The sequence below is a fragment of the Streptomyces sp. NPDC037301 genome, assembly GCF_055602785.1.
In genome coordinates this window covers 187793-200185 of sequence record NZ_JBVJWD010000009.1, presented here as the reverse complement: position 1 = coordinate 200185, position 12393 = coordinate 187793, and the positions used below count along the sequence as shown (strand labels likewise).

The 12393-nt window shown below is 68.4% G+C and carries 12 protein-coding genes and 1 pseudogene; 4 read left to right on the top strand and 9 right to left on the bottom strand.

The features are described from left to right. The first annotated feature begins 70 nt into the window (after positions 1-70). Positions 71-1117 (top strand): LacI family DNA-binding transcriptional regulator, encoded by a 1047-nt coding sequence (locus ACZ7IB_RS17550; RefSeq protein ID WP_470913318.1) that lies wholly within the window; start codon positions 71-73, stop codon positions 1115-1117. A 52-nt stretch (positions 1118-1169) separates the two neighbouring features. Here the strand turns inward: ACZ7IB_RS17550 and prcA are convergent, their stop codons facing one another. From prcA to arc, 6 genes and pseudogenes are all read right to left on the bottom strand, one after another. Then, complete coding sequence (gene prcA / locus ACZ7IB_RS17545) at positions 1170-1997, bottom strand: proteasome subunit alpha (RefSeq protein ID WP_389604282.1); 828 nt, start codon at positions 1995-1997, stop codon at positions 1170-1172. A 58-nt stretch (positions 1998-2055) separates the two neighbouring features. Next, positions 2056-2901, bottom strand: a complete 846-nt coding sequence (gene prcB / locus ACZ7IB_RS17540) for a proteasome subunit beta (RefSeq protein WP_470913317.1) — start codon at positions 2899-2901, stop codon at positions 2056-2058. Then, positions 2853-3040: pseudogene (locus ACZ7IB_RS17535) on the bottom strand (endonuclease domain-containing protein); the annotation flags it as partial. The gene prcB and the pseudogene ACZ7IB_RS17535, both read right to left, overlap by 49 nt. 101 nt (positions 3041-3141) lie before the next feature. Next, the gene (locus ACZ7IB_RS17530; protein ID WP_016325855.1) at positions 3142-3360 is read right to left on the bottom strand and encodes a ubiquitin-like protein Pup; all 219 of its coding nucleotides are present in this window, start codon (positions 3358-3360) and stop codon (positions 3142-3144) included. A 120-nt stretch (positions 3361-3480) separates the two neighbouring features. Further along, complete coding sequence (gene dop / locus ACZ7IB_RS17525; RefSeq protein WP_470913316.1) at positions 3481-4992, bottom strand: depupylase/deamidase Dop; 1512 nt, start codon at positions 4990-4992, stop codon at positions 3481-3483. Positions 4993-5228: 236 nt separating this feature from the next. Further along, complete coding sequence (gene arc, locus ACZ7IB_RS17520) at positions 5229-6995, bottom strand: proteasome ATPase (RefSeq protein WP_351087150.1); 1767 nt, start codon at positions 6993-6995, stop codon at positions 5229-5231. 241 nt (positions 6996-7236) lie between these two features. Here arc and ACZ7IB_RS17515 point away from each other — a divergent pair, with 241 nt between their 5' ends. Further along, the gene (locus ACZ7IB_RS17515) at positions 7237-7548 is read left to right on the top strand and encodes a ferredoxin (RefSeq protein WP_093894146.1); all 312 of its coding nucleotides are present in this window, start codon (positions 7237-7239) and stop codon (positions 7546-7548) included. Between the two features lie 39 nt (positions 7549-7587). Here ACZ7IB_RS17515 and ACZ7IB_RS17510 read toward each other — a convergent pair whose 3' ends face one another. From ACZ7IB_RS17510 to ACZ7IB_RS17500, 3 genes are all read right to left on the bottom strand, one after another. After that, positions 7588-8166, bottom strand: a complete 579-nt coding sequence (locus ACZ7IB_RS17510) for a hypothetical protein (RefSeq protein ID WP_470913315.1) — start codon at positions 8164-8166, stop codon at positions 7588-7590. Between the two features lie 229 nt (positions 8167-8395). Then, complete coding sequence (locus ACZ7IB_RS17505) at positions 8396-9301, bottom strand: tRNA (adenine-N1)-methyltransferase (RefSeq protein WP_093541283.1); 906 nt, start codon at positions 9299-9301, stop codon at positions 8396-8398. 50 nt (positions 9302-9351) lie between these two features. Further along, positions 9352-10602 carry a site-2 protease family protein gene (locus tag ACZ7IB_RS17500; protein ID WP_114248900.1) on the bottom strand — a complete coding sequence of 417 codons (1251 nt, stop codon included), beginning with the start codon at positions 10600-10602 and terminating at the stop codon, positions 9352-9354. A 171-nt stretch (positions 10603-10773) separates the two neighbouring features. Here ACZ7IB_RS17500 and ACZ7IB_RS17495 point away from each other — a divergent pair, with 171 nt between their 5' ends. Together ACZ7IB_RS17495 and ACZ7IB_RS17490 are read left to right on the top strand one after the other, a co-directional pair. Then, entirely contained in the window at positions 10774-11619 is an 846-nt protein-coding gene (locus ACZ7IB_RS17495) for a RecB family exonuclease (RefSeq protein WP_470913381.1), read from the top strand. 9 nt (positions 11620-11628) lie between these two features. Continuing rightward, a complete protein-coding gene (locus ACZ7IB_RS17490; protein ID WP_093541287.1) occupies positions 11629-12300 on the top strand; it encodes a response regulator in 672 nt (223 codons plus the stop codon). The last annotated feature ends 93 nt before the right edge of the window (positions 12301-12393 follow it).

Here is a 12393-nt window from a genome sequence, read left to right as displayed (position 1 = left end):
ATACGTACCATGTGCCCAGTCCGCAGGTCCACCTCACGGCGCCTGCCCCCCGACCGGCCCGGAGGCCCGAGTGACCAGCGCACCACAGTCACAGCCCGCCCCAGCCCGGCCAACCAGCCGCGATGTCGCGCGGGCCGCAGGCGTCTCGCAGGCCACCGTCTCCCTCGTGCTGGGCGACAAATGGCGAGGCAGGGTCTCCGAGGCCACCGCCGAGCGTGTACGGCACGCCGCGCACGAACTCGGCTACCAGCCCAATCTCGCCGCCCGCAACCTCCGCCTGGGCCGCACCAGGACCGCACTGCTGGTCGTCCCCGCGCTCACCAGCGAATTCTTCGCGCGCGTCTACACCGGCGCCGCCGCGGTCGCCGCCGAACACGGCTTCGGGGTCGTCCTCTACCCGTCCCCCGAAGGCACGGGGCCGGCCAGGGATCCCTTCGCCTCGGCGCGTGCCTCCCTCGACGGGGTGATCGCCTCCTCCATGGCCGCCGGCGCACTCGACGTGCTGCGCGGCGCCGGCCTGCCGCTGGTCATGCTCGACAGCGACCCGGCGGACACCGGCGTCGCGGCACGGGTCAACCTCGACATCGCCGACGGCATGTGGCAGGTCGCGGAGCATCTGCTCGCGCTCGGCCACCGCCGCTTCGTCCACCTCGCGTCGGCGGTCGACACCTGGACCTTCGCGGTCCGTGCCCGGGCGCTCCACGACGCCCTGGGGGCGGTGCCCGGCACCTCCGTACGGACCGTCACGGCGACGCTCGACGTACAGGCAGGCCGCGAAGGAGCGGAACACGCACTCGGCGCCTCCGGCCCCCGGCCCACCGCCATCATCTGCGACGACGACATCCTCGCCGCGGGCGCCTGCAAGGCTGCCCGCAGGCTGGGGCTCCGCGTCCCCGACGACCTCTCCGTCACCGGTTTCGACGATCTGGCCCTGGCCACGGCCGTCGAACCGGAGCTCACCACGGTGCAGCTGCCCGCCGAGCGGGTCGGTGAACGTGGCATGGCCGCCCTGCTGGCGGTCCTGGACGGCCGCCCGGCCGAGCCCGGCAGCCTGCCCGTGCACCTGGTCGCACGGGGCTCCTCGGCGCCCCCGCCCGCGGACGGTCGGCGCTCATGACGGTGCCCCGGCCCGCCGGGAAGGGCGGACCGGGGCACCGGCACAGCGTGGACTACTCCTCGGAGGACTCCACGTCCCCACCGGAATCGGTGGACTTGGTGACATCCGTCGTGCTCGTGGGGGACTCGGTGCCCTCGCCGTCCTCGATGTCGGAGGGGGCATCCGTCGGTGCGGAGCCGCCGTCCGCCTCCAGCAGCCGCGCCAGCTGCCGGCCGACGATCCGCTTGAACTTCCGCTGCTGCGGCCTCGTACGGTCCAGGACTGCGACTTCCAGCCGCTCCGCGGGGATCTCCCGCTCGCTGCCGTTGGGATCGCGGGACAGCGCCTGCACCGCCAGCTTGAGCGCCTCGGCGAGCGTCATGCCGTCGCGGTGCCGCTGGTCCAGGAAGGTGCTGATCTGCTCGGCATTCCCGCCGACCGCGACCGATCCGTGCTCGTCGACGATCGAGCCGTCGTGCGGCAGCCGGTAGATCTGGTCACCCTCCGGCTCGGCGCCGACCTCGGCGACCACCAGCTCCACCTCGTACGGCTTCTCGGCCGCACTGGAGAAGATGGTGCCGAGCGTCTGCGCATAGACATTGGCCAGCCCACGGGCTGTCACATCGTCACGGTCGTACGTGTATCCACGCAGATCGGCATAGCGCACACCGCCGATGCGGAGATTCTCGTACTCGTTGTACTTGCCGGCGGCGGCGAAACCGATCCGGTCATAGATCTCGCTGAACTTGTGCAGCGCACGGGACGGGTTCTCGCCGACGAACACAATGCCGTCGGCGTACTGCAGCACAACAAGGCTGCGACCACGGGCGATGCCCTTCCGGGCGTATTCCGCCCGGTCGGCCATGGCCTGCTGAGGTGAGACATAGAACGGCGTCGACACCGGTTATCCGTCCCTTTCTGTCAGTGACGAGAGCATCGAAGAAGCAGCGGAACGGGGATCAGAGCAGCGCGGCGCGCGGGCCGTCGGGCTGTTCCATCCGGCGTTCCAGAATCGAGCGGGCGATCTCGGAGGATTCCGCCTCGGCCAGCTTCCGGAAGCCCTCGTCGGTGATGACGGTGACGATCGGGTAGATCCGCCGGGCCACATCGGGACCGCCGGTCGCCGAGTCGTCGTCCGCGGCGTCGTACAGCGCCTGCACGACCAGGGTGAGGGCCTGCTGCTCCGTCAGATCCTCGCGGTAGAGCTTCTTCATCGAGCCACGGGCGAAGATCGACCCGGATCCGGTGGCAGCGTATCCGTGTTCCTCGGAGCGGCCGCCGGTGACGTCGTACGAGAAGATCCGGCCCTTCCCGCGGTCGACGTCGAAGCCCGCGAAGAGCGGCACCACGGCAAGACCCTGCATGGCCATCGCCAGATTGCTGCGGATCATCGTGGAGAGCCGGTTCGCCTTGCCCTCCAGGGAGAGCTGGGCGCCCTCGACCTTCTCGAAGTGCTCCAGCTCCAACTGGAAGAGCTTGACCATCTCCACGGCCAGTCCGGCCGTGCCGGCGATGCCCACCGCCGAATACTCGTCGGCCGGGAAGACCTTCTCGATGTCGCGCTGCGCGATCACGTTGCCCATGGTCGCCCGCCGGTCACCGGCCAGGACCACACCGCCGGGGAACGTCGCCGCCACGATGGTCGTCCCGTGCGGCGCCTCGATGGCCCCCTGCAGGGGCGGCAGGTTCCGGTTGCCCGGGAGCATCTCGGGAGAATGGTCGGACAGGAAATCCATGAACGAAGAGGATCCCGGCGTCAGGAAGGCAGCTGGTAGACGCCCGGTGCTACGAGTGTTGGCTTCCACGCGTTTCCCTCCAGGTATGCGACGGCCCTGCGCAAGGTGTCAGGATCGTCTCCCAACGTGCCGACGGCCGAATTGCAGTCAATGCGTTTACGCCACGGACCCTACCCGCCCCGCGGCGGTGATCCACATGAACTGCGGGGACAGCTGCACGGCCTGCGGTGCGCTTGTGGCCGCGCGGTACGGGCCGACCCGGCCCGTACCGCGCGTACCTCTCCACTCCCCCGCGTTCACGTTCGTGAACTACTGTCCACCCTTTTGAACGAAGGAACGCACGAAGTCCTCTGCGTTCTCTTCGAGTACGTCATCGATCTCGTCCAGAACCGAGTCGACATCGTCGCTCAGCTTCTCCTGGCGCTCCTTGAGGTCCTCGGACGCCTGCGCGTCCTGCGCCTGCTCCTCGACCTCCTCGGTGGAGCGCGTCGCCTTCTGCTGTCCGCCGCCGGTGTCCTTGGTCGCCATCTAGCTCACCCCGCTCGGTTCGAAGCACTTGATCAGACCCTACCTACGGGGTCCGACATTGGCCCGGTAGTTGTCTCAACGTCCGGGGGTCATCCCGATGTTTCCCCGATCGCGGCCCTTTCAGCCGCCCGACAGCACCTGGACCAGCTCTTCCGCCGTGCGACAGCGGTCCAGGAGCTCCTTGACGTGATTACGGGTGCCTCGGAGCGGTTCCAGGGTGGGTACCCGTTGCAGTGAGTCATGACCCGGCAGGTCGAAGATGACCGAGTCCCAGGAGGCCGCGGCCACGTCGTCCGCGTACTGTTCCAGGCAGCGGCCGCGGAAATAGGCCCTGGTGTCCTCCGGAGGCTTCGTACGGGCCTTCTCGACCGCGTCCTCGTCCAGCAGGCGCTTCATCTTCCCGCGGGCCGCCAGACGGTTGTAGAGGCCCTTGTCGGCCCTCACATCGGCATACTGGAGATCCACCAGGTGCAGGCGCGCCGCGTCCCAGTCCAGGCTGTCCCGGCGGCGGTAGCCCTCCATCAGCTCCCGCTTGGCGATCCAGTCGAGCTCGCCGGACAGGCTCATCGGATCGTTCTCCAGCCGGTTGAGGGTGTCCTCCCAGCGGATCAGGACGTCCTTGGTCTGCTCGTCGGCGTCCACCCCGTACCGTTCCTCGACGTACTTGCGGCCCAGCTCGAAGTACTCCATCTGGAGCTGCACCGCGGTGAGCGTACGGCCGCTACGCAGCGTGATCAGATGCTTCAGTGTCGGGTCGTGGGAGACGTGGTGCAGGGTGCGCACCGGCTGGTCGACCGCGAGATCGACGTTGATGAAGCCGTCCTCGATCATGGAGAGGACCAGGGCGGTGGTGCCGAGCTTGAGATAGGTGGAGATCTCCGAGAGGTTCGCGTCGCCGATGATCACATGGAGCCGGCGGTACTTCTCGGCATCGGAGTGGGGTTCGTCGCGGGTGTTGATGATGGGGCGCTTGAGGGTGGTCTCCAGCCCGACCTCGACCTCGAAGTAGTCGGCGCGCTGACTGATCTGGAAGCCGTGCTCGTGGCCGTCCTGGCCGATTCCCACGCGTCCCGCTCCGGTGACCACCTGGCGGGAGACGAAGAACGGCGTCAGATGGCGCACGATGTCGGAGAACGGGGTTTCCCGCTTCATCAGGTAGTTCTCGTGCGTGCCGTACGAGGCGCCCTTGTTGTCGGTGTTGTTCTTGTAGAGGTGGATCGGCTGGGCGCCGGGAAGCTGGGCCGCGCGTTCGGCCGCTTCGGCCATGATGCGTTCGCCGGCCTTGTCCCAGAGGACCGCGTCCCGCGGATTGGTGACTTCCGGGGAGCTGTATTCGGGGTGCGCATGGTCGACGTAGAGGCGGGCCCCGTTGGTGAGGATGACATTGGCCAGGCCGATGTCCTCGTCGGTGAGCTGGCTGGAGTCCGCGGTCTCGCGGGCGAGGTCGAAACCTCGCGCGTCCCGCAGCGGGTTCTCCTCCTCGAAGTCCCAGCGGGCGCGGCGCGCCCGGTGCATCGCCGCTGCGTAGGCGTTGACGATCTGGGACGAGGTGAGCATGGCATTGGCGTTGGGGTGGCCGGGGACGGAGATCCCGTACTCCGTCTCGATGCCCATTACTCGCCGTACGGTCATGCGGCCCTCCTTGCCCGGCGGCGCTCCCTTGAGGGGGCGGCGCTCAAGTACCGCTGCTTGTCCGGTGCGTGTGCGGTGCCCGTTCCCGCACTGCGCGACCGGGCGGTACGCAAGAGCCTAGAGCGACTCTGTGCTGGTGGGGAGATCAAATACGTCATTGCTGCGGTGTCGCGTGAGCTGTCCGGAAAGCAACCGGCTGCGGATGCCCGGCCGGGCATCCGCAGCCGGTCTGCGTTCTACAGGTACTGCCCGGTATTCGCCACCGTGTCGATGGAGCGACCGGTGTCTGCGCCCTGCTTTCCGGTGACCAGCGTACGGATGAAGACGATCCGCTCGCCCTTCTTGCCGGAGATCCTGGCCCAGTCGTCCGGGTTCGTGGTGTTCGGCAGGTCCTCGTTCTCCTTGAACTCGTCCACGCACGCCTGGAGGAGATGGGAGACGCGAAGCCCCTTCTGGCCCTGGTCGAGGAAGGCCTTGATGGCCATCTTCTTGGCCCGGTCGACGATGTTCTGGATCATCGCGCCGGAATTGAAGTCCTTGAAGTAGAGGACTTCCTTGTCGCCGTTGGCGTACGTGACCTCGAGGAAGCGGTTCTCCTCGGACTCGGTGTACATCCGCTCGACGACCGACTGGATCATGGCGTGCGCAGCGGCTTCCTTGGAGCCGGTGTGCTCCGCGAGGTCGTCCGCGTGCAGGGGCAGCGAAGGCGTGAGGTACTTCGCGAAGATGTCCTTCGCAGCCTCTGCGTCGGGGCGCTCGATCTTGATCTTCACATCGAGCCGGCCGGGTCGCAGGATCGCGGGGTCGATCATGTCCTCGCGGTTGGAGGCGCCGATGACGATGACGTTCTCCAGGCCCTCGACGCCGTCGATCTCGGCGAGCAGCTGGGGGACGATGGTGTTCTCCACGTCCGAGCTGACGCCGGATCCCCGGGTGCGGAATAGGGACTCCATCTCATCGAAGAAGACGATGACGGGGGTGCCCTCGCCCGCCTTCTCACGGGCGCGCTGGAAGACCAGGCGGATGTGCCGCTCGGTCTCGCCGACGTACTTGTTGAGGAGTTCCGGGCCCTTGATGTTGAGGAAGTAGCTCTTGCCCGCGGGCTGGCCGGTGACCTCGGCGACCTTCTTGGCAAGGGAGTTGGCCACGGCCTTGGCAATGAGTGTCTTGCCGCAGCCGGGCGGGCCGTAGAGCAGGATGCCCTTCGGTGGCCGCAGTTCGTGTTCCTTGAAGAGGTCGGGGTGGAGGTAGGGGAGCTCGACCGCGTCCCGGATCAGCTCGATCTGGTCGCCCAGGCCGCCGATCTTGTCGTAGTCGATGTCCGGCACTTCTTCGAGGACGAGCTCTTCGACCTCGCTCTTGGGCACCACTTCGTAGACGTACCCGGACCTGGGTTCGAGCAGCAGGGCGTCGCCGGGGCGGATGGTGATGTCCAGCAGCGGCTCGGCGAGCCGTACCACCCGTTCCTCGTCGGTGTGCCCGATGACCAGGGCCCGTTCGCCGTCCTCGAGGATTTCCTTGAGTGTGACGATGTCCCCGGCTCGCTCGAATTCCATGGCGTCGACCACGTTGAGCGCTTCATTGAGCATGACTTCCTGGCCGCGCCGGAGGTCGTCGAGCTCAACGCTGGGGCTGACGTTCACCCGGAGCTTTCGGCCCCCGGTGAAGATGTCGCAGGTGCCGTCCTCATTGCCCTGCAAGAACACACCGAAACCGGCCGGCGGCTGTGCGAGCCGGTCGACTTCTTCCTTGAGGGCCACAATCTGGTCGCGGGCCTCGCGGAGTGTGTTGGCGAGCCGCTCATTCTGCGCGGACACGCCTGCCAGGTTGGTCTGCAACTCGACGATCCGCTCTTCGAGAATCCTCGTATGGCGCGGAGAGTCGGCGAGCTTACGTCGCAGGACGGCGATTTCCTGCTCGAGATAGGCGACCTGGCCGGCTGGGTCTTCGGACCCCCGCCCGGGCCGGATGCCGCGGTTGATGTCGTCGTCGTGGGCTGCCACGGTCCTCACCTCCTCCAAGGGGAGCTGGACGCTTCCTGACCCTACCTGGGTGGGTGATGATTGAAACCCCTAGATCACAAAGACTGCGAGGCGTGTCCGATCTTCACCCTTGCGTTCCCCCTCGTGTCAGGGGAATACCCACCCTTCAACATCGGAAAGCGGCCGGTTGTATCGTCGAACCGTTCAACACCCGTCAGGGCTGGCTACTTTTGGTTCGGATACGCAGGAAACGGCAGGAGAAATGACCGTGCAGCAGGACGCTCCCACCGGCAGCGACACGCAGGACCTGGAGGTCTGGATCGATCAGGACCTCTGCACGGGAGACGGCATCTGCGTGCAGTACGCACCCGAGGTGTTCGAGCTGGACATCGACGGTCTGGCGTATGTGAAGAGCAGCGACGACGAGCTGCTGCAGGACAAGGGCGCGACGACGCCCGTACCGCTGCCGCTTCTTCAGGATGTGGTCGACTCGGCCAAGGAGTGCCCGGGCGACTGCATCCATGTGCGTCGCGTTTCGGACAGGGTCGAGGTGTACGGTCCCGAGGCCGCCTGATCCGGCGGTTCCGGGCGGGCGATCACGCGCAGTGACCGATCAGGCGCTGCTCGGGGCGGCCTGGGTGGCGCGGACGAATGCGCCGCCCTGCCACTGCCAGGTGACCTCTTCCTGCTGGTCGGGACAGCAGCGCGGCACTGCGGCCGAGGAGTAGCCGAGCAGGGTGGCGGAGATGACGCCGTCACGCACCGCGAAATCGCCGACGCTCATCTCCTGGGCGGGGTCCACCAGGGTCGCCACGACCCTGGGCGTGGCCCCGCTTCCTTGCGTGAGGACGTAGACGCCGCTGGGCGGGGTGCCGGAGCCGGCCGCGCAGTGGACCACGGCGACGGTCTCGGGGCGGCCGTCGCCGTCGAGGTCGCCGGGTGCCTGTTTGGCCACGGTGCTCTCCAGCCCGCCGCATTCCAGGGGGAAGGTTGCCCGCTCCGGATCGGGTGCGGCGACGGATGCGGTGCCGTGCTGCGCGGTGGTGCGGTGGGGGGTCGAGGCGGAGGCCGTGGGGTCCGGCTGGAGCATGCCGGCGGCTGCGACGACAGCGGCCATGGCTGTCGCGGTGGCCAGCCAGTGCAGCGGCTTGGTGTCGGTGTGCGCGAGGTCCGGGAGCTCGGAGGGCTGCACGCGGGATGTCTCCTGTGGTTCCTGTGGTTCGACGATGCCTGGGTGGGCGGTGCCGCCGGTGGGATGTCCGCTGTGGCGTGGGGGTGGCCAGCATCGTGCCACACCTCACAGAGCAGGGAAACGGTGGGGTCGGCACGGATGGGCTTCCCCAGCGGCAACGAAAAGGCGCCGCCGACGAGTTCCCGTGTCGGTCCGGGAACTCGTCGGCGGCGCCGGTCCGTTGTGCGGCTCAGCCGCGGGAGGAGCCGCTCTGGCTGCCGGGACCGTCGTAGTCCTCACCGTAGGCGCCCTTTGCGGGGCGGCGGCGGCGCAGCGGGGCCTCCACACCGTCGGCCAGACGGCGGGCGGTGACGAGGAAGCCGGTGTGGCCGATCATGCGGTGGTCTGGGCGGACGGCCAGGCCCTCGACGTGCCAGTTGCGGATCATCGACTCCCAGGGCTGCGGTTCGGCGAAGCAGCCGATCTCACGGATGGACTCGACGGTCCGTGCGAGCTGGGTGGTGGTCGCGACGTACGCGCAGAGGATGCCACCGGGCACGAGCGCCTTGGAGACGGCCTCCAGGCACTCCCAGGGGGCGAGCATGTCGAGGATGACACGGTCGACGTCGGTGTCCGAGAGGTTGTCCTGGAGATCGCCGACGGTGAGCTGCCAGGCGGGGTGCGGTTCGCCGAAGTAGCGTTCCACGTTCTGCTGGGCGATCTCGGCGAAGTCCTCACGGCGCTCGTAGGAGTGCAGCATGCCCTGGTCGCCGATGGCGCGCAGCAGGAAGGTGGAGAGCGACCCGGAGCCGACGCCGGCTTCCACGACGCGGGCGCCGGGGAAGATGTCGGCGAAGGCCAGGATCTGCCCCGCGTCCTTGGGGTAGACCACGGCTGCGCCGCGGGGCATGGACAGGACGTAGTCGGGGAGCAGGGGGCGCAGCGCGAGGTAGGCGACGTTTCCCGTGGTTCGGACAACACTGCCCTCGGGGGCACCGATCAGCTCGTCGTGCGGGAAAGAACCCTTGTGGGTGTGGAAATTCTTTCCGGCTTCGAGCGTGAAGGTGTAGTGGCGTCCCTTGGGATCGGTGAGCTGGACCTGGTCCCCGACCTTGAAGGGCCCGCGTCGGCGGGCGGCACCGGTCGGTTCAGACATGTGACCAGCCTACCGGTGATTCCCGGCGCGCCGACCGCGAGCCCGGGCGGTCAGGCGGCGGGCCTGGCCAGGGCGGCGACGAATGCCCGTTCGACGTCGGCGGTGGACAGCACGCCGTAGATCTCGCCGGTCTCCTCGAGGACGAGGTATTCGGTGGCGGGGTTGGCCTTGAGCCTGTCCAGGAGTGCTTCGCCGGCCAGCTCTGCGGAGATCTTCATGCCCTCGGTGAGGTCCTGGGCGAGGCTGCTGACGGCGACCCAGGGGCGGCGGTGTTCGGGGACGGAGACGATGGCCGTCTCGCGGACGACGCCCTGGGGTTCGCCGTGTCCGTCGACGACGACGAGGGCACGGGCGCCCGCCTCGTTGGCGCGGCGCAGGGCCTCGGAGAGCGGGGTGGCGGCCTCCACCGGAACGGCACGCCGGGTGAGGGTGCGGGCGCGCAGTTCGGGGAGGTGTTCGCGCAGGCGGGCCATGCGCAGGCTGTTGCCCGCACCGGTCCAGATGATGGCGGCGAGGATGGCGGCGAGCAGCGCGTCGGTGACGGTGTCCAAGCCGCTGAGGTCTCGGGGGTTGTTCCCGAAGGAGCCGGTGTGGGTGAGCAGCGGGAGGCCGATGAGAGTGACGACGGCGAGCGCGCGGCCGACCCAGGCGGCTGCGACGGTGCCGCTCATCGGCCGCCCGGTGATCTTCCAGACGACGGCACGGAGCATGCGCCCGCCGTCGAGCGGGAGACCGGGGAGGAGATTGAAGGCGGCCACCAGGAGGTTGGAGATCATCAGTCCGGCGAGGAGGACACCGGGCACGGTACCGGGCGCGACGAACGTCATCCCTACGTAGAAGAGCCCGGCGAGCACCAGGGAGAGCAGCGGGCCGACGAAGGCGAGAACGAATTCGCGGCCGGGGGTCTCGGACTCCTTCTCGATCTCGGAGACGCCGCCGAAGAACTGGAGCTGGATGCGGCGCACCGGCAGCTTGTAGCGCAGCGCGACGACTGTGTGGGCGAGTTCGTGGACGAGCACGGACGCGTAGAAGGCGATCGCGAAGAAGAGGGAGACCAGATAGCGAGCCGCGCCGAGCTCGGGCAGTACCCGTTCGAGCTGGCCTCCGAAGACCCAGGTGATCAGTGCGGCCACGATGAACCAGCTGGGCGCGACGTACACGGGCACGCCGAAAGGACGGCCCATGAGCAGGCCGCCGCCGGGCTCTTCGGGGCGCCGCGGTTCGCCCTTCTCGGGGCCGGCGCCGGGGTCCGTTCCCCCTGCACCGGGCTGCGGCCGCCCGCTGTCGCCGCTCTCGTCCACGAGGTCCCTTCGGTCGGTGCCGTCCGGCACGATCATGCAGTGTTCGAGGGTGTGTGGTCGATGGTATGCCGCCGACTGTCAGTGGCGGGCCGTAGGGTCTTCGACATGACCTCCCTGCCGCGGCCGCCTCAGCCGCCTTCGTCCCTGTCGCCGTCGCGGGCGAGCGATTTCATGCAGTGTCCTCTGCTGTACCGCTTCCGGGTCATCGACAAACTGCCGGAGAAGCCCAGCGAAGCGGCGACCCGGGGCACGCTGGTGCATGCGGTGCTCGAGCGGCTCTTCGACAACCCGGCGGTGGAGCGCACGGCCGGCCGGGCCACGGCGCTGATCCCCGGCCAGTGGGACCGGCTGCTCGAGTCGAAGCCGGAGCTGTCGGAGCTGTTCGCGGAGGATGCCGGGGGCGAGCGGCTGGCGCGTTGGCTCTCGGAGGCGGAGAGCCTGGTGGAGGGGTGGTTCTCACTGGAGGATCCAACGCGCCTGGAGCCCGCCGAACGGGAGCTGTTCGTCGAGACGGAGCTGGAGTCGGGGCTGCGGCTGCGCGGGGTGATCGACCGCATCGATGTGGCACCGACGGGCGAGGTCCGGATCGTCGACTACAAGACGGGGAAGGCGCCGCGCCCGGAGTACGCGGAAGGCGCGCTCTTCCAGATGAAGTTCTACGCCCTGGTGATCTGGCGGCTCAAGGGCGTGGTGCCCCGCCGGCTCCAGCTCGTCTATCTCGGCAGCGGCGACATCATGACGTACGACCCGGTGGTGGCGGATCTGGAACGCGTCGAGCGGAAGCTGCTGGCGCTCTGGGACGCGATCCGGCAGGCGACGGAGACGGGCGAGTGGCGGCCCCGGCCGACGAAGCTCTGCGGCTGGTGCGACCACCAGTCGGTCTGCCCCGAATTCGGTGGCACTCCCCCGGTCTATCCGTTGTCAGTACGCCCGGCGGAGTCGGAGCAGGATGTCCAGGGCAGAATGGATCCGGTCCGTGCTGAGGCCGGCCGGCCTGTGGCCCTCGAAGGACCTTAAGGAGACCCTGTGGCTATCCGCGTCCTACTGGTCGATGACCAACCGCTGCTGCGCACCGGCTTCCGGATGATTCTGGAGGCGGAGGGGGATCTCGCGGTGGTGGGCGAGGCCGGTGACGGTCTCCAGGCTCTCGACCAGGTGCGGGCGCTGCAGCCCGATGTGGTGCTGATGGACATCCGTATGCCCCGGATGGACGGCGTCGAGGCGACGCGTCAGATCACCGGTCCCGGCCGTGACGGTCCGGCGAAGGTGCTGGTGCTGACCACGTTCGATCTCGACGAGTATGTGGTGGAGGCGCTGCGCGCCGGTGCCAGCGGCTTCCTGTTGAAGGACGCTCCGGCCAATGAGCTGGTGCAGGCCATCCGCGTGGTCGCCGCGGGCGAGGCGATGCTCGCTCCGAGCATCACCCGCAGGCTGCTCGACAAGTATGCGGACCATCTGCCGTCCGGCGAGGAGCCGGTGCCCGACACCCTGCACACGCTGACGGACCGTGAGGTCGAGGTGCTGAAGCTGGTGGCGCGCGGTCTGTCGAATGCGGAGATCGCCGCGGATCTGTTCGTCAGTGAGACCACGGTCAAGACGCATGTCGGCCATGTGCTGACCAAGCTCGGTCTGCGCGACCGGGTGCAGGCGGCCGTATACGCGTACGAGAGCGGCCTGGTGCGCCCCGGCGCCCAGTGAGCGGACCAGCGCACGGACCGGGCACCGTCTGAGCAAGGACGAACGCCCTGCCGTCCGGCTGCTGCTCGGCATTCGCAGCACCCGCGCCAACAC

Bases quoted from the DNA above. Each gene is read 5' to 3' on its own strand.
- ACZ7IB_RS17530 (WP_016325855.1), bottom strand. From the start codon at position 3,360: ATGGCGACCAAGGACACCGGCGGCGGACAGCAGAAGGCGACGCGCTCC.
- dop (WP_470913316.1), bottom strand. From the start codon at position 4,992: ATGACCGTACGGCGAGTAATGGGCATCGAGACGGAGTACGGGATCTCC.
- ACZ7IB_RS17515 (WP_093894146.1), top strand. From the start codon at position 7,237: ATGACCGTGCAGCAGGACGCTCCCACCGGCAGCGACACGCAGGACCTG.
- ACZ7IB_RS17505 (WP_093541283.1), bottom strand. From the start codon at position 9,301: ATGTCTGAACCGACCGGTGCCGCCCGCCGACGCGGGCCCTTCAAGGTC.
- ACZ7IB_RS17495 (WP_470913381.1), top strand. From the start codon at position 10,774: ATGCAGTGTCCTCTGCTGTACCGCTTCCGGGTCATCGACAAACTGCCG.